We start from the raw sequence: 16,404 nt of genomic DNA, 5'->3' as shown, positions 1-16,404 counted from the left end.
TAATAACTATCCGTAACGGATAAGCACTCACGAAGGGAACACAACATGAATCGTCGTCATTTTATTAAAAGTGCCTGCGCCTTATCCGTCGCAGCGGCCGCTACCGGCTGGCCGTTGAGCGCCGCCTGGGGTGCCGATGCCGCAGAACAACCGAAAAAAGGCGGTCATTTGATAGTCGGGGTGGATAACGCCTCCAGTACCGACCGTCTCGACCCGGCATTCTGGTTTGAAACCTACATGTACTTCGTGGGGTCCCAGCTGTTTAATAACCTGCTGGAGCTGGATGAAAAAGGCGAGCTGGTGCCGTCACTGGCCGAATCCTGGGAGAGCAAGGACGGTGGGCGCACCTGGGTGCTGGCTATCCGCAAAGGCGTTCAGTTCCATGATGGCCGCACGCTCAGCGCGAAAGACGTTATTTATTCGCTCAATCACCACCGTGGTGAGAAATCCAGTTCATCGGTGAAAGGCTATCTCGACCCGGTCGTGGCGATGGACGCCACCGGTAGCCACGAAGTCACCATTCGCCTGAGCGAACCGAACGTAGAGTTCGTCGCACTGCTGAGCGATGTGCACTTTGCCATTACCCCGGAAAACGAGAATTTCGACAAAGGTATCGGTACCGGTGCCTTTATTCTGGAGAGCTTCCAGCCTGGCGTGCGCACGTTAGTGAAACGCAATCCGAATCACTGGAACAGCGCACGCGGCCATGTCGACTCGGTTGAAACGCTGGCGATGAACGACTCTACTGCCCGCGTGGCAGCGCTGGTGAGTGGCTCCGCACACATTATCAACCGTGTGAACCCGCGTATTGTCGGGCGCATTCAGAACATGCCGACGCTGCAACTGCTGCGCTCGCGTGACAGCCAGATTTTCACCTTCCCAGGTTTGAGCAATGTCGCACCGTTTAATAACGAAGACGGCCGACTGGCGCTGAAATACGCGATCGATCGCCAGCAGATTATCGACACTGTGCTGGGTGGCTATGCCAGCGTGGCGAACGATAACCCGATTTTCCCGTCCAACCGTTATTTCGCCAAAGACATTCCCCAGCGCCCTTACGACCCGGAGAAAGCCAAATGGCACTGGCAGAAAGCCGGGTTCAGTGGCCCGCTGACACTCTCTGTTGCTGATGCCGGTTTCCCCGGCGCGGTGGATGCCGGTCAGTTGTATCAGGCATCTGCGCAGAAAGCGGGCATTACACTGAATGTCGAGCGTGTGCCGGACGACGCGTTCTGGGACAATGTGTGGATGAAAAAACCGTTTGTGTCCTCTAACTGGTCGGTTCGCCCGACGGCTGATGCGCTGCTGTCGCTGGTGTTCACCAGCCAGGCACCGTGGAACGAATCCGGCTGGAAGAGCGATGCCTTTGACCAGTTGGTGCGTGCGGCACGTGGTGAAGTTAACGAGGACAAGCGCCGTCAGATTTACCACGATATTCAGGTGATGTTGGTGGATAATAGCAGCGAAATCATTCCGCTGTACGCTGACGCGCTCGACGCCTGCAGTACCAAAGTGAAAGGATTGAATGCCATTCCAGGCTTCCCGCTCAGTGGCAACCGTGCAGCGGAAAAAGTGTGGTTGGCCTGAGAGAGATAAAGGGCGGGTAAGATGTGGGTAAAAGGCAGGTAATGTGACGATGTTTTGCCGATGGACGGTGCTTGAACAATGGGTTGATCGCTACCCGCTGCTGATGTTGATTCTGCGGCGTTTGCTGGCGGGGGTGGCGATGGTCGCCGTGGTATCGGTACTGATTTTTGCCGGTATTCAACTGCTGCCGGGCAATGCCGCTACCGCTATTCTGGGGCAGACGGCAACGCCGGAAGCAGTACGCGCGCTGAATGCCCAGTTAGGGCTGGATCAACCCGCGGTATCGCGTTATCTCAGCTGGCTATGGGGCATGATCGGCGGCGATTTCGGTCAGAGTTTTACCAGCCGTCAGGCGATTGCGCCGGTGCTGGCATGGCGGCTGGAAAATACGCTGTTTCTGGCCGGGTGCACCGCCGTGGTGGCGGTGCCGCTGGCGCTGCTGATAGGCTTTTTGTCGGTGCGTTATCAGGGCAGTTGGCTTGACCGGCTGCTCAATCTGCTTGCCCGTGTCGCGGTGGCGTTGCCGGAGTTTTTCTCCGGCTACCTGTTGATCCTGATTTTTTCCATCAGCCTGTTCTGGCTGCCGAGCAACAGCAACGTGAGCGATCATATGCCACTTGGGGCACATCTGACAGCCATCGCGCTACCCTGCCTGACGCTGGTGCTGGCGGTACTGGGCCATATGAGCAATATGACCCGTGCGGCGCTGATAGGTGCGCAAAACGCCGCCTATGTCGACACGGCCTTGCTGAAAGGGATGTCGCCTTCGGTTATCCTGCTGCGCCACGTGCTGCCCAACGCCTGGGGGCCAATCATCAATGTGATTGTCCTTAACCTGGCGTACCTGATGGTAGGCGTGGTGATTGTCGAAAGCGTGTTTGTTTACCCTGGGCTTGGTCAGTACATGGTCGATAGCATCAGTAAACGCGATATGCCGGTGATTCAGGGCTGTGCGCTGGTGCTGGCGACGATTTACATCCTGCTGAATCTGCTGGCAGATGTGGTATCGCTGATGGCGAACCCGCGTCTGCGCCATGCCCGGCGGTAATGCCGTCAACCGAATGGATATCTGTACATGCCTGCTGTAAAACCTTCCGTGGTGCTCGGTCTGCTGGGGCTGGGTCTGTTTATTGGGGTGGCGCTGTTCGCCCCCTGGATTGCGCCTTATCCGGCCGATAAGGTGGTGGCGGGTGCCTGGTTGGGGCCCATGCCGCAGGCGTGGCTGGGTACCGACAATATCGGGCGCGACCTGTTTTCCCGCTTGATTTGGGGAACGCGTACTTCGCTGGCGGTGACAGCACTGGCAGCAGCGTTGGCGTTTGCGCTGGGAGCCGGATTGGGGTTCCTGGCCGGGGTGTGCGGCGGTTGGGTGGACCAACTGATTTCCCGCGTTAACGATGTGCTGATGGCAATCCCGACGCTGATTCTGGCTTTGGTGGTATTGGCGATGCTGCCGAAAAGCACCTTCATCATCATTCTGGTTCTGGGCGTGTTGGAAGCCACTCGCGTGCTGCGGGTAGCGCGTTCGCTGGCTGTGGATATCGCCACGCAAGAATTCATTGAGGTCGCGCGACTGCGCGGTGAGTCGATGGGGTGGATCCTGTGGCGTGAGATTTTGCCGAATGCGCGCAACACGCTGGTGGCGGAGTTTGCGCTGCGTTTCATCTTTATTTTGCTGTTCCTGTCGGCGTTGTCGTTTCTGGGGTTAGGGATTCAGCCGCCCACTGCCGACTGGGGTGGACTGGCTCGTGACAACAAAGACGGCATCCTGTTTGGGGTGTGGGCGGCGCTGGTGCCGGGGGCGGCCATCGCTCTGCTGGCGGTGTCGCTCAATGTGGTGGCGGACTGGCTGCTAAGCCGTGACGGTCGTAACTGGCGTGGAGGCCGTCATGAGTGAGTTGCTGCGGGTCGAACAGTTGTGCGTGACGGCAGGCGGCCGGGCGCTGGTAGAGGACATCAACTTTACCCTGCATAAAGGGGAAGTGTTGGGGCTGATTGGCGAGTCCGGCGCGGGAAAATCCACCATCGGTCAGGCGATTCTCGGGCACTGTCGCCACGGCATGCGTATTGAAAGCGGGCATATCTGGTTTCAGAACGGTGATAAGCGCAGTGACCTGGCCTTGCTCTCAGAGCGTCAGCTGCGGGCTGTTCGTGGCGCTCGCATTGCCTATGTGGCGCAATCCGCCAGTGCCTCGTTCAACCCGGCGCAGCGTATCGGCGAGCAGGTGATTGAAACGGCGGTGCGTCACGGTGTGTTGTCACGCCAGCAGGCGGTGGCACGGGCGATAGAACTGTTTACCCAACTGTCGTTGCCGGAACCGCAAACCTTCTTCCAACGTTATCCGCATCAGGTATCCGGCGGTCAGTTGCAGCGGGCGATGATCGCGATGGCGATGTGCGCTGGCCCTGACCTGATCATTTTTGATGAACCGACCACCGCACTGGACGTGACCACCCAGCTCGGGGTACTCAACGCCATCGATGAGATTATCCGTCTGACGGGCGTGGCCGCATTGTATATCAGCCACGATCTGGCGGTGGTGGCGCAAATCAGCCACCGTATTATGGTGTTACGGCATGGTCGTCAGGTAGAAACCGGCGACACCGCTTCATTGCTGGCTAGCCCTGCGGAAGCCTACACCCGTGACCTGTTACAGGCGCGTGGCGAACCCAAAGCACCGCAAGCGGTGACAGGCGACATCCTGCTGGATATCCGTCATCTTGGTGCACGTTATCAGCAACAGCCGGTATTGCAGGACGTGTCGCTGCAACTGGCGCGCGGACGCACGCTGGCGGTGATCGGTGAATCTGGGTCTGGCAAATCGACGCTGGGGCGAACCCTGTGTGGGTTGCTGGCACCGGCAGGCGGCGAGATTCGGCTCAACGGTGATGCGCTGCCACCGAAACTGGCGCAGCGCAATCGTGCGCAGTTGCAATCGATCCAGATGATTCATCAGCACCCGGACACCGCGCTCAACCCGCGTTTACCCGTCGGCGTACAGATTGAGCGCTCAATGGTGTGCCTGACCCAACTGGACGCCGCTGCACGACGCTTGCGCGTCAGCGATTTGTTGCATCAGGTTGGGTTGCCAGCGGAGATGGCGCAGCGTTACCCCACCGCGCTGTCAGGTGGTCAAAAACAACGCGTCTGTATTGCTCGCGCACTGGCAGCACAGCCGTCACTTATCATCTGCGACGAGCCAACATCCGCCCTGGACCCGCTGGTCGCCCGTGACGTGCTCGCGCTACTGCGTCAGATCCAGCAGGAAACCGGCGTGGCTTATCTGTTTATCACCCACGATTTACACGTGGTGCGCGAAGTGGCCGATAGCGTAGCGGTGCTGCGTCACGGCCATATTGTCCGGCAAGGCCCGGTGACGGAAGCTCTGTCACCGCCGCTGGATGACTACACGCAGCAACTGCTGCTGGCGGTGCCGGAAATGCGCTGCGGCTGGTTGCGGGATGTGATGGCACGGGAGCGGTAATATCGGGTTTTGTTTGCTTTGCGCGTCATATATTGAAGGATATACTGGGGTAGTTTTCTTATTGTGGATTCTATGGTTATCTAAGTAGACAAGGAGCGTTTGTATGTCACATCTTATTTATTTAACCCTGGAGGGAAGCCAACAGGGATTAATCTCTTCCGGTTGTTCAACCTTTGACTCTATTGGGAATCGCTATCAAAGTGGGCATGAGGATCAGATACAAGTATTAGGATTAAGCCACTCTATAACTAGAGAAGATAATATTGCTCATCATCCAATACAACTAACTAAACCGATAGATAAGTCATCACCATTACTTGGTATGTCTATTACCTCCAATGAGAAACTTACTGCTAATTTCTTTTTTTATAGAACGAACTCTGCCGGACAGTTAGAGATTTTCTATGAGCTGAAGCTAATAGATGCAAGAATTGTGGATGTATCATCCTCCTACCCTCACTCTATTAATAGTAATGAAGCTTTGCCATATGAGGTGGTTCGGTTGAAGTACAAATCAATAGAGTGGTCACATAAAACAGCAGGGACGTCCGGGTATAGCATATGGAATGATGGTTATGAGTGATATCTAATAGAGTTAATGCTGGTTTTTTATAATTAATAGGGAATGTATAGGGAAGTTAAATGGATATTAAAGAGGGCTTCTTTACCTTCAATGCCGAGGGGGATGATATTCCTGGTAGTCTCTATTTCTCAAGAAAAATCCATTGGCCAGGTAATCCATCTATTTGCAAGGATATCGCATCTGGAGTGACAATAGGAAGAGGGTTCGATCTTGGTCAACGAACTCAAACTGAGTCATATTATCATCTTGTTAGTGCGGGCGTTCCACAAGATAAGGCCATTGCGATCTCAGAAGGCGCGGGGATGCGGGGATGTGAGGCCTCAGCGTTTGTTATACAAAACAGAGATAAAGTTGGTGAAATAACACATTCTCAGCAAGCTAATCTGTTTAGACTATCATTTTCTATGTATATTACAAGAGCTAAAGGGTTTTATAATAAGTATAAAAACCCCAATGCTGTCTCTTGGGATGATATGAATAGTAGAATGAAAGATATATTTATTGATATGATTTATCAAGGAGCAATGAGAGTGAGATATGTTCCTTCCTTTGAGAGGAACGCGCCTGAAGATGTTATTTTGTTGATAAAGAACACACCCAGCCTAGCTGCTTATGATAAAAGTAGGAAAAGAATAGTCTATCTGAAGGGGGCGAAATGAGAGCGTTGATGTTTTTTATTTTGTTTTTATCATTTTCATCTCAGGCAGATGAGATTCAATCCTGCTATGATAAAAAAGTGACAGCATATATTCAGAGTTGTATGGAGCTGCTGTCTCATAAAGAGGCTGAAAAATATAATAATATATATTATGAGTTTATAAAAAACATTCATCGCCAAGATTTGGCTAATTATGATGATTTTATCGCCTCCATTGATGAAGCGAAATTATTCTGGGAGAAATATAGTATTAGTGAATGTAAGGCGGAAGGACTATTAAATATTAAAGATTCGCCAGCATACTCTATTGCATATAACGAGTGTATGGTTAAAGCCTATAGGGAGAGAGTGGCTTTTTATAACAAATACCCCTTTTGAGATTTATACCCAAAATAATTCGAGTTGCGGGAAGGCGGCAAGAGAGCGAATTCCGATGAGCTTACACCGGTAAGTGATTCGGGTGAGCGAACGCAGCCAACACACCTGCAACTTGAAGTATGACGGGTATATAAAGGAATGAGACATGTCTTGGGTGGTTTTATACCCTCACTCATTATGGTAACTCGAATGAGTCAGGGTAGCGATGTCATCTTAAGCGTCCGTCTCGACGATAGCGTAGGCCTTACCTTACCCCTGCGGCGGAAACGGCGGCAACTGCCGAAAGGTATTCAGTAATCCTTCCGACCAGGCTTTGCGAATGGTGGCGAAGTAAGGGTCGTTTTCAGTGATGCGGTGCTGTTCGCTGATATCGAAACTGCCAGCACGGTATATCATCACATCCAGCGGCAAGCCGACTGACAGGTTGCTGCGCAATGTTGAGTCAATCGAAATCAGTGCACAGCACATGGCCTGTTCCAGAGGCGTATCCATCGTCAGCACCCGGTCGATAATCGGTTTACCGTATTTGCTCTCGCCTATCTGGAAGTAAGGGGTATCGCCGGTCGCTTCGATAAAGTTACCTTCCGGATAGATATGGAACAGTCGCGGGGCTTCGTCGCCAATCTGGCCGCCGAGCAGCAGGTTGCAGCCGAAATTGGTGCTGCTACCGTTCTGCTGGGCCAGACTGTCACGGTGGATAACCTCGCGCACGGTTTCGCCCACCAGTGTGGCGGCGTCGTACAGAGTACTGGCTTGCATCAGGTTGGGCGTATGCTGGGCGTGGATACGCGCCTTGAGCAGGCTGATAATGCTTTGGGTGGTGGCAAGATTACCCGCCGACTGGATAACCAATACGCGCTCACCTTCCTGATGGAATACGTGGAGCTTTCTGAAGGTTGCGATGTGATCAACCCCCGCATTGGTGCGGGAGTCGGAAGCAAAAACCAGCCCGTCAGACAGACGCATGGCCACACAGTAGGTCATACAGTACCTTTTACCGATTTTACCGACTAGACGAAAACAGGAGTCGTCGCTCCTGTCATTGTTGCTGTTGCGCCTGTTGCTGGCGTTCGAACAGGCTCACTGCCGCTTCTGAAAACATCTCTTCACACCCGCCACCCAGCCGACTGCCGCGCACCGGGCAGGCATCCAGATAATCCATCCCCACCGCAAGGCGCAAATGCTGATTGAGCTTGCGGGTGTTGTTGGTGATGTCAAAACTGTGCCAGCGCTCGTTGAGCCACACCTCAGCCCAAGCATGCATGGCGACATGCGTGGTATCCCGGCTATACACATAACCGCTGACATAACGTGCCGGAATATGCAGGCTGCGGCAGCAGGCCAGAAACACATGGGTGTGATCCTGACAGACGCCCTTGCCTTTGGCAAAGGCAACGCAGGCGGTATCCTGCACCTGCGTTGCGCCGGGAGTATACGGCATTTTCAGTTGCAATTCTGCCATCAGGGTTTCCAGACTGCCAATGGGGTCCGCCTCCTGATAATAGCGACGGGCAAAGTGGCGGATGGCGTCATCCGCTTCGGTCAGCGTGGTGCCGCGCAGGAAAATCAACGGCGACAATCCGTCTTCCTCTTCCGGCACCTCTTCCACGCCCTCGGCAATTTCCACCACCCCCTGTGCGTGGATCAGAATATCGTGGTGCGGGCTATCCAGCGTGAGCACATGCATCAGATTGCCATAGGCATCGGTGGTGGCGACGGCGGCGGTGGGCAGCGTCAGCTTCCATTCCCGAATGCGCTGGCGGGCAGAGCTTTGCGGCGTCAGTCGCAGGTACTGGGTGCTGAACTTCACTTCTTCATCGTAACGATAGTGGGTCAGGTGATTGATGGTCAGTTTCATAGCGCCTCCAGATAGGTATGACGGATGCTGTCAGCCAGTTCGTTGATTTTGGTGAGGAAACGGTTGAGGTAATGTTGCAGGTCGTCGGCGAGGATATCGTCGAGCGAGCCGAAGCGCAGTTCCACGTGCAGCAAATGCGCCAGACGTTGTGGGATACGCGCCCGTTCGCTGCCGATCATCTCCAGCTGTTGCACCAGATCGCCCACGCAGGCATGCAGCGATCGGGGGACGTCATTGCGCAGTACCAGCAGTTCGGTGACCGTTTCCCGGCTGATGGGCTGACGATAGAGGCTGTGGTAGGCTTCGCGGGCGCTCACCGCACGTAGTAGGGTATCGAGCCGGTAGTATTCGCGCACCGGGTCCAGGTCGTTATTGAGCTGCTGATCCTTGACGGTCAGCAACTGAGCGGTAGCGAACGACCGTTCGATCAAGGTGCCGATGCGAATAAAACATTGGGCGTCGTTACGCAGCAAGGTGCCGAACATGGCACCGCGAAACAGGTGGGCGCGCTCTTTTACCCAGTCAAAAAAGGCGTCGATACCAATTTTGTCCACCCCGGACTGGCGTAGGTTACGAATATCAATACGGGTGGTATTGATGCACTCCCACACTTCGGACGACAGGCTGCCGCGCACCGCGTGCGCATTGTTCCACGCCATTTCGATACAGCTGTAAATGCTACTGGGGTTGTGGCTATCCAGCGCAAAGAAATTCAGCAGGTTATTCATGGTGAAGCGGGCGTAGCGCTCCTGAAACAGTTCATGGGTGAACGTCAGGTTGAGCGGCAGCGCCAGGTCGTGCTGCTGCTGGCTGTGGCGCGGCATCATCGACAGTTTGTAGGTGACGTCCAGCACGCGGGCGACACTCTCCGCCCGTTCCAGATAACGGGCCATCCAATAAAGCTCGCTGGCGGTACGACTTAGCATGATTCATCCTCCTCCATCACCCAGGTGTCTTTGGTGCCGCCGCCTTGCGAGGAGTTCACCACCAGTGAGCCTTCAGTCAGCGCGACGCGGGTCAGCCCGCCGGGAACCAGTCGAATTTCCTCGCCGTAGAGGACAAACGGGCGCAGGTCGATGTGGCGGGGCGCCAATCCCTCCTCGACGAAAGTGGGGCAGGTGGAGAGCGCCAGCGTGTCCTGGGCAATATAGTTACCGGGGTTAGCCAGCAGACGCTGACGAAAATCCTCGATTTGCTGGCGGGTGGATTTGGGGCCGACCAGCATGCCGTAGCCCCCGGCACCGTGTACTTCTTTCACCACCATGCTGGCGAGATTTGCCAGTACATAAGCGAGATCGTCGGGTTTGCGGCACTGCCAGGTCGGGATATTGCCGAGGATCGGCTCCTCAGACAGATAAAAGCGGATCATCTCCGGTACATAAGGGTAGATGGACTTGTCGTCCGCCACGCCGGTACCGATAGCGTTTGCCAGCACCACACCACCAGCGCGGTATACCGACAGTAGCCCTGGTACACCCAACATGGAATCAGCGCGGAACGCCAGCGGGTCAAGGAACGCGTCGTCAATACGGCGGTAGATCACATCCACCCGGCAAGGCCCTTCGGTGGTGCGCATATACACCGCGCCCTCTTTGACGAACAGGTCCGCGCTTTCGACCAGTTCCACCCCCATTTGTTGAGCAAGAAAGCTGTGCTCGAAATAGGCGCTGTTGAAGCGGCCCGGCGTCATCACCACCACGGTTGGGTCGTCAATGTGGGTGCTTTCGCGCAGGGTTTGCAACAGATAGCTGGGGTAACGCTCTACCGGTGCGATGTGCTGGCTGGCGAACAAATCTGGATAAAGCCGCATCATCATTTTGCGGTTTTCCAGCATATAGGAGACCCCGGATGGTGTGCGCAGGTTGTCTTCCAGCACGTAATAGTGGCCGTCGCTATTGCGCACCATATCGATACCGGTGATGTGCGCATAAATATTGTTATGCAGATCAACACCCTGCATACAAGGCTGGTACTGCTCGTTCGCCAGCACCTGCTCGCGGGGCACGATACCGGCGTTGAGGATGTGCTGCTGATGATAGATGTCGTAGAGGAAGGCGTTGAGCGCTTTGACGCGCTGGCGAATGCCGAGGTCCAGCATTTTCCATTCGTGGGCCGGGATAATCCGCGGCACACTGTCAAACGGGATCAGACGTTCGGTGCCGCCTTCTTCGCCGTAGACATTAAAGGTAATTCCCACCCGGTGAAACAGTAACTCAGCCTGCTCTTTCTTCTGGCGGATGGCATGTTGGTCAGTCTGTTGCAACCATTGCCAGTAGGCGTCGTAGTGCTGGCGTTGCTGGCCTTCTGCGTTGAGCATCTCATCGTAGTAAGGCACGGCCGGAAGCGTCATTTTTATCATTGTCATCCCCTGCATTCCGCTTGATAGAAGATACAAAGGAAATGCAGAAAGCATGCCAGCGTGGTAAATGAGGTACTTATCGCAGGTGGGTGAGAAAAACTGCACTTCGTTGGTGCAAATGATGGCAAGCGGTGCGCTATGGCGGGGTTATGCAGCGAATAACGATAGGAAATGGTGCGATAGTGGAGGAGGGCGCACAGAGTTGAGTCAACACTATCAGTCAATAGCGAAAAGATACGCGACAAAATGTTGCGCATTGCGATTTAATGTCCTATTCTGCTACTGAGCTATAGCGTTGTAGATACGATTAAGACGATTAGATAAAGGTGTAAACAAAATGGCTATCAGCATTCGATTGGATGAAGACTTCGTCACTGAAGTCAAGGTGTATGCAGAAGCATCCAGCCGTAGTGTGCCCAAGCAGATAGAGCACTGGGCCAGAATCGGCAGGATTGCTGAAGATAATCCCGATCTGACATACGAATTTATTATGGATACTTTGCTCGCACAAAGCGAAGTAGAGAATGGTAAGGTTTCCCGTTATGTCCGAAGAACAAAACCAGGCAGAGATTGAGGTTTATCAGACCAACCGGTTTGAAAAAGCATTGGACAAATTGCCACAGCAATTCAGATCTGTTGTTGAAGATGAGATTGATGCGATTGTTGAAAATCCTGAACTGGGTGAGCTAAAGAAAGGTGACTTGAGTTATTTAAGAGTTCATAAATTCAAGCTGAACAACCAGTTAACATTGCTGGGGTATAGCTGGAATCAGAGCCAGCTCATCATCCATCTGTTGAGCTTAGGTTCTCATGAAAACTTTTATCAGCAACAGAAAAAGATGAGAAAGTCAGATTTAAAACTCATCAGATAAACGAAACCCCGGTACCAGCCGGGGTTCGCCTATTCAGGCATGATGACATTCGTAATCAATCATCATCCCTGCCTGTGATACAGGGTGAGCTTAACCGCGAACGGCGATAGCTTCGATTTCGATTTTCACGTCTTTCGGCAGACGGGCCACTTCCACGCAGGAACGGGCCGGGAACGGCGCGCTGTGCTCGGTGAAGAAGGCTTCATAGGCGGCGTTCACCGTGGCGAAGTCGTTCAGATCTTTCACGAACACCGTGGTTTTAACGATATTGCTCACTTTCAGACCTGCCGCTTCCACGATAGCTTTCACGTTTTCCAGCGACTGACGAGCCTGTGCGGTAACGTCGTCCGCCACCAGACCGGTTTTCGGATCCACCGGGATCTGGCCGGACGTGATGATCATGCTGCCCAGGTCAACACCCTGAACGTAAGGGCCGATAGCAGCTGGTGCCTGTTCCGTACTGATAATGCGTGACATGTTTTCTCCTGATTATGTCTGAAATGATGCGACTCCCGCATTATTCCAAAAAGCCCGCCGTCAGGCCAATGCTGCATACCACAGTCGGCGTTTTCCTGACGGCGTGTTGGCATCAATGACTGTTTAACACGGCCTGACGTTCGAATTCTTTCTCGCAGTATTTGCACTTCAGGTGCACGTCAGCGCCGACTTGCTTGATGCTGAAGGACGAATTGACCGGCTCGATACGGCTGATGCAGTTGCTATTAGGGCAGGTCAGCACACCTTCAATGTGCGACGGTAATTGCGGGTGCAGTTTGCGTACCACTTCGTAATTGTCGATTTGATTGACGGTGGCTTGCGGCGCATACATCGCCAGTTGGTTAGCCTGTTCTTCGGTCAGAAAGATATTTTCAATCTTGATCAGGTCCTTGCGGCCCAGATGGTTGGAAGGCAAGTTCAGGCCGATGGTGATGCGCTGGTCGGTGGCGGTCAGTTTGAACAGTGTCAGTAATTTGAAGCCAACCTGTGCCGGAATATGGTCGATCACCGTACCGCGTTTGATGGCTTCTACCTGTAATTTGTTGTCGTGAGTCATGCTGTGTGCTCCTCTCTCACAGAACCAGTTCGCTGTTCAGAACCAACGCCAGCAGAGCCTGGCGCGCGTAAATGCCGTTACCTGCCTGCTGGAAGTAGTAGGCGTAAGGGGTGCTGTCCACGTCGGTGGTGATTTCATCGATACGCGGCAGCGGGTGCAGGACTTTCAGGTTATCGCGGGCGTTGCCCAGGTCGGCGGCACGCAGGATAAACTGCGATTTGATATTGATGTATTCCGACGGGTCCAGACGCTCTTTCTGAACGCGGGTCATGTACAGAATATCCAACTGCGGTACCACTTCCTCAATGCTGGTGTGCAGGCTGTAGGGAATATTTTTCTCTTTCAGCATGTTGAGGATGTAGTCCGGCATCGCCAGCGCATCTGGCGAGATGAAATAGAAGCGATTGCCGTCGAACTTGGCCAGCGCCTGGGTCAATGAATGGACGGTACGGCCGTATTTCAGGTCGCCGACCATCGCGATATTGATGTTACTCAAGCGGCCTTGCGTTTCCTGAATGGTGAACAGGTCCAGCAGTGTCTGCGAGGGATGCTGGTTGGCACCGTCGCCCGCGTTGAACACCGGCACGCCGCCGGAGAATTCGGTCGCCAGCCGTGCCGCCCCTTCCTGCGGGTGGCGCATCACAATGGCGTCCACATAGTTGCTGATGACGGAAATGGTGTCGGCCAGCGTTTCGCCTTTTTTACCGAGCGAGGTGTTGCTGCTGTCGGCAAAACCCACCACCGAAGCGCCCAGGCGGTGGATGGCGGTTTCAAACGACAGACGGGTGCGGGTAGAAGCCTCAAAGAAACAGCTGGCGACCACTTTGTGCTTGAGCAGTTCCGGCTGGGGATGGGCTTTCAGGCTGGCCGCCACCTTGAGCGTCAGTTCCAGATCGTCCCGGCTGAGATCGTTGATTGAGATGATGTGTCTTTTATATAGCGGATTGACCATGTGTCTATGCTCCCCTCGGTTAGGCCCGGTAAACAAACGGATGGCTGGCGGCGACAGGCAAAAAAAAGCCCCTCAACGAGGGGCTTTTTTTATAAATCTGTCAGGCAACGGAAGGAAAAACGCCGTCATGCTGCCAACAGGCAGTTGCGGTAAGACACCCACAAAGACAGCAGCGTTAGACATGTTCCCTCCCGGCAAATTGTCCGGAATTATACGCGCCGAAGAGGTGAATTCAAGCAGAAAAACGCTGTCTTTTCGCGGCGAGCAATCGGTTGCGGTTAGGTGTTTCACTATTCGCTCAAACGCACGGTTCGGATCACTTTTTTACGCTTGCTGGCTGGCAGCGTAATGCCGACAGGAGTATAAGGAATCAAAACGTTGTTTCAGTTTGTTTATTTATAGGAGCAGTCATGATTACCGGTAATGTCGACCATCTGGATCTATTTCCCTATCTGCCAGCCAAACTGCGTGAGGCGATTGAGTATGTGAAGCAGCATATCAACGCCGATACCCCGCTTGGCAAGCACGATATCGACGGCAATAAGGTGTTTGTGCTGGTGTCGAATGACAGTACGGAACCGTTTGAGAAACGCCGTGCCGAGTATCACGCCAAATACCTGGACATCCAGATTGTGCTAAACGGCACGGAAGGAATGACCTTTAGCAACCTGCCAGCAGGCAAACCGGATGTGGACTGGCTGGCGGATAAAGATATCGCCTTCCTGCCGTCCGGCGAGCAGGAAAAACAGGTGGTACTGCAGACCGGCGATTTTGTGGTGTTCTTCCCCGGTGAAGTACATAAACCGCTGTGTGCCGTTGGCGAGCCAGCACATGTGCGCAAGGCGGTCGTGAAAATCGACGCTACGCTGGTGCGGTAACCCGACCACCGCAAGCCGTCATGCCTGTAACGGGATACCTGTAGCGGGAGAGTGCGCCATGCGCTCTCCCGATCTCGTTGATTTCAAAATTGTTGATGCCAATATCGTTGATTTTCTTGCCGTGCTGCTTCTTTCCTTCTTTGCGTGATCCTGCCAGGTATTGGCTCCTCTTCCTTCACCTATGATTCATGAATGAAACCGGTTGCAGCAGCGATAAAGTTGATGCACTCTGAAACCGGTTTCAGTTTCTGTGAGAGGAAAAGAGATGAGTCAATTACCCGCAGGATTTTTATGGGGCGGTGCGGTAGCCGCGCATCAGTTGGAAGGTGGCTGGAATGAGGGCGGCAAAGGCCCCAGTGTGGTGGATGTGCTCACCGCCGGTGCACACGGCACACTGCGCCGTATTACCGATGGGGTGATCCCCGGCGAGTCCTACCCGAACCACGAAGCGATCGACTTTTATCATCGCTACAAGGATGACATTGCGCTGTTTGCGGAAATGGGTTTTAGGTGTTTTCGTACCAGCATTGCCTGGACGCGTATTTTTCCTCATGGTGATGAGGCCGAGCCGTGTGAGGCCGGGCTTCAGTTTTATGACGACCTGATCGACGAGTTACTCAAACACGGCATTGAGCCGGTGCTCACTCTCAGCCACTTTGAGATGCCGTTGCATCTGGTGCAGCAGTACGACGGTTGGATGAGCCGCAAGACGCTGGATTGCTTTGTGCACTTCGCTGCCACGGTTATCGCGCGCTATCAGCACAAAGTGAAATACTGGATGACGTTTAACGAGATCAATAACCAGAAGAATGTATCGGCCGAGATTTTCGGCTGGATGTGTTCCGGGGTGAAGTTCCCGCAGAAAGCGAAGCCGGAAGAAGCGATGTATCAGGCGGTGCATCACCAGTTCGTCGCCAGCGCGCTGATCGTCAAAAAAGCGCATGATATCAACCCGGATATCAAAGTGGGCTGCATGTGCGCCTTCGTGCCTTACTACCCGTATTCCTGCCATCCGCAGGACGTGATGCTGGCGACACGTGCGATGCACGATCGGTTCTATTTCACCGACGTGCAAGTGCGCGGCCACTACCCGGCCTATGCCCGGCGTGAGTGGGCGCTCAAGGGTTACCACATTCACATGGAGCCGGAAGACGAGCAGATCCTTCGGGAAGGCAAGTCGGATTACATTGGGTTTAGCTACTACATGTCGAACGTGGTGAAGCACGATGTACATAATCACATTGCTGCCAGCATGGACGGCAGTTCCGAGCAGTCGATTGCCAATCCGCACCTGAAAGCCAGCGACTGGGGATGGCAGATTGACCCAACCGGGTTGCGCCATGCGCTGGTGACATTGTATGAACGCTATGAAGTGCCGCTGTTTATTGTCGAAAACGGGCTGGGTGCTATCGACAAGCCGGACGCGAACGGCGTGTGCCAGGATGATTACCGCATCGATTACCTGCGCTCACATATTGAAGCCATGAAGGCGGCGGTATGGGAAGATGGCGTCGATCTGATGGGGTACACGCCGTGGGGCTGTATCGATCTGGTGTCGTTCACTACCGGTGAGATGGCGAAGCGTTACGGTTTTATCTACGTCGACAAGCACGATGACGGCACTGGAACGCTGGCACGTACGCCGAAAAAATCCTTCTACTGGTATCAGCGGGTGATCGCCTCAAATGGCGAGGCGCTGTAAGTATTTCAGGATGTGCGTGTGGGCCGGATAACGCGGGT

General features: G+C 54.0%; 18 protein-coding genes. 11 read left to right on the top strand and 7 right to left on the bottom strand.

Annotated elements, in window-relative coordinates:
• The first annotated feature begins 45 nt into the window (after nt 1–45).
• The 7 genes from FGI04_RS16840 (at nt 46) to FGI04_RS16810 (ending at nt 6,691) form a co-directional block, all read left to right on the top strand.
• A complete protein-coding gene (locus FGI04_RS16840; protein WP_038903131.1) occupies nt 46–1,587 on the top strand; it encodes an ABC transporter substrate-binding protein in 1,542 nt (513 codons plus the stop codon).
• Nucleotides 1,588–1,636: 49 nt separating this feature from the next.
• On the top strand, nt 1,637–2,635 hold the full coding sequence (locus tag FGI04_RS16835) for an ABC transporter permease (RefSeq protein WP_342698935.1): 999 nt from the start codon (nt 1,637–1,639) through the stop codon (nt 2,633–2,635).
• A gap of 27 nt (nt 2,636–2,662) precedes the next feature.
• Nucleotides 2,663–3,484: an ABC transporter permease gene (locus tag FGI04_RS16830; RefSeq protein WP_012883113.1), complete on the top strand. Its 822-nt coding sequence runs from the start codon at nt 2,663–2,665 to the stop codon at nt 3,482–3,484.
• Entirely contained in the window at nt 3,477–5,072 is a 1,596-nt protein-coding gene (locus FGI04_RS16825; RefSeq protein WP_407274860.1) for an ABC transporter ATP-binding protein, read from the top strand. Before FGI04_RS16830 ends, FGI04_RS16825 begins: the two co-directional genes overlap by 8 nt.
• A gap of 103 nt (nt 5,073–5,175) precedes the next feature.
• The gene (locus FGI04_RS16820; RefSeq protein WP_071603547.1) at nt 5,176–5,655 is read left to right on the top strand and encodes an Hcp family type VI secretion system effector; all 480 of its coding nucleotides are present in this window, start codon (nt 5,176–5,178) and stop codon (nt 5,653–5,655) included.
• Between the two features lie 59 nt (nt 5,656–5,714).
• A complete protein-coding gene (locus FGI04_RS16815) occupies nt 5,715–6,314 on the top strand; it encodes a pesticin C-terminus-like muramidase (RefSeq protein ID WP_407274435.1) in 600 nt (199 codons plus the stop codon).
• Nucleotides 6,311–6,691, top strand: a complete 381-nt coding sequence (locus FGI04_RS16810; protein WP_407274436.1) for a lysozyme inhibitor LprI family protein — start codon at nt 6,311–6,313, stop codon at nt 6,689–6,691. Before FGI04_RS16815 ends, FGI04_RS16810 begins: the two co-directional genes overlap by 4 nt.
• A 249-nt stretch (nt 6,692–6,940) precedes the next feature.
• On the opposite strand, the gene FGI04_RS16805 is transcribed toward FGI04_RS16810, so the two are convergent.
• From FGI04_RS16805 to FGI04_RS16790, 4 genes are read right to left on the bottom strand one after another with little or no spacing between them, the layout of a single operon-like run.
• Entirely contained in the window at nt 6,941–7,675 is a 735-nt protein-coding gene (locus FGI04_RS16805) for a proteasome-type protease (RefSeq protein ID WP_407274437.1), read from the bottom strand.
• 55 nt (nt 7,676–7,730) lie between these two features.
• On the bottom strand, nt 7,731–8,549 hold the full coding sequence (locus FGI04_RS16800) for a transglutaminase family protein (RefSeq protein WP_407322162.1): 819 nt from the start codon (nt 8,547–8,549) through the stop codon (nt 7,731–7,733).
• Nucleotides 8,546–9,475, bottom strand: a complete 930-nt coding sequence (locus FGI04_RS16795; RefSeq protein ID WP_016943027.1) for an alpha-E domain-containing protein — start codon at nt 9,473–9,475, stop codon at nt 8,546–8,548. The genes FGI04_RS16800 and FGI04_RS16795 overlap by 4 nt, the downstream gene beginning before the upstream one ends.
• Nucleotides 9,469–10,908 carry a circularly permuted type 2 ATP-grasp protein gene (locus FGI04_RS16790; RefSeq protein ID WP_342699014.1) on the bottom strand — a complete coding sequence of 480 codons (1,440 nt, stop codon included), beginning with the start codon at nt 10,906–10,908 and terminating at the stop codon, nt 9,469–9,471. The genes FGI04_RS16795 and FGI04_RS16790 overlap by 7 nt, the downstream gene beginning before the upstream one ends.
• Before the next feature lie 337 nt (nt 10,909–11,245).
• On the opposite strand from FGI04_RS16790, the gene FGI04_RS16785 reads away from it, so the two are divergent.
• Together FGI04_RS16785 and FGI04_RS16780 are read left to right on the top strand one after the other, a co-directional pair.
• The gene (locus tag FGI04_RS16785) at nt 11,246–11,482 is read left to right on the top strand and encodes a ParD-like family protein (RefSeq protein ID WP_012883119.1); all 237 of its coding nucleotides are present in this window, start codon (nt 11,246–11,248) and stop codon (nt 11,480–11,482) included.
• Entirely contained in the window at nt 11,451–11,780 is a 330-nt protein-coding gene (locus tag FGI04_RS16780) for a type II toxin-antitoxin system RelE/ParE family toxin (protein ID WP_012883120.1), read from the top strand. The genes FGI04_RS16785 and FGI04_RS16780 overlap by 32 nt, the downstream gene beginning before the upstream one ends.
• 90 nt (nt 11,781–11,870) lie before the next feature.
• Here the strand turns inward: FGI04_RS16780 and ridA are convergent, their stop codons facing one another.
• The 3 genes from ridA to pyrB all read right to left on the bottom strand — a co-directional run bounded on the left by ridA (nt 11,871) and on the right by pyrB (nt 13,786).
• A complete protein-coding gene (gene ridA, locus FGI04_RS16775; RefSeq protein WP_342698932.1) occupies nt 11,871–12,257 on the bottom strand; it encodes a 2-iminobutanoate/2-iminopropanoate deaminase in 387 nt (128 codons plus the stop codon).
• 112 nt (nt 12,258–12,369) lie between these two features.
• Nucleotides 12,370–12,834, bottom strand: a complete 465-nt coding sequence (pyrI, locus tag FGI04_RS16770; RefSeq protein ID WP_012883122.1) for an aspartate carbamoyltransferase regulatory subunit — start codon at nt 12,832–12,834, stop codon at nt 12,370–12,372.
• Between the two features lie 16 nt (nt 12,835–12,850).
• Nucleotides 12,851–13,786 (bottom strand): aspartate carbamoyltransferase, encoded by a 936-nt coding sequence (gene pyrB / locus FGI04_RS16765; RefSeq protein ID WP_016943024.1) that lies wholly within the window; start codon nt 13,784–13,786, stop codon nt 12,851–12,853.
• A gap of 410 nt (nt 13,787–14,196) precedes the next feature.
• On the opposite strand from pyrB, the gene FGI04_RS16760 reads away from it, so the two are divergent.
• Together FGI04_RS16760 and FGI04_RS16755 are read left to right on the top strand one after the other, a co-directional pair.
• On the top strand, nt 14,197–14,664 hold the full coding sequence (locus FGI04_RS16760) for a NanQ anomerase/TabA/YiaL family protein (RefSeq protein WP_012883124.1): 468 nt from the start codon (nt 14,197–14,199) through the stop codon (nt 14,662–14,664).
• Nucleotides 14,665–14,929: 265 nt separating this feature from the next.
• A complete protein-coding gene (locus FGI04_RS16755) occupies nt 14,930–16,366 on the top strand; it encodes a 6-phospho-beta-glucosidase (protein ID WP_342698931.1) in 1,437 nt (478 codons plus the stop codon).
• Nucleotides 16,367–16,404: the final 38 nt, after the last annotated feature.

Source organism: Dickeya ananatis (assembly GCF_019464615.1).
Lineage (GTDB): Bacteria > Pseudomonadota > Gammaproteobacteria > Enterobacterales > Enterobacteriaceae > Dickeya > Dickeya oryzae.
This window is presented reverse-complemented; position numbering and strand designations above follow the sequence as displayed.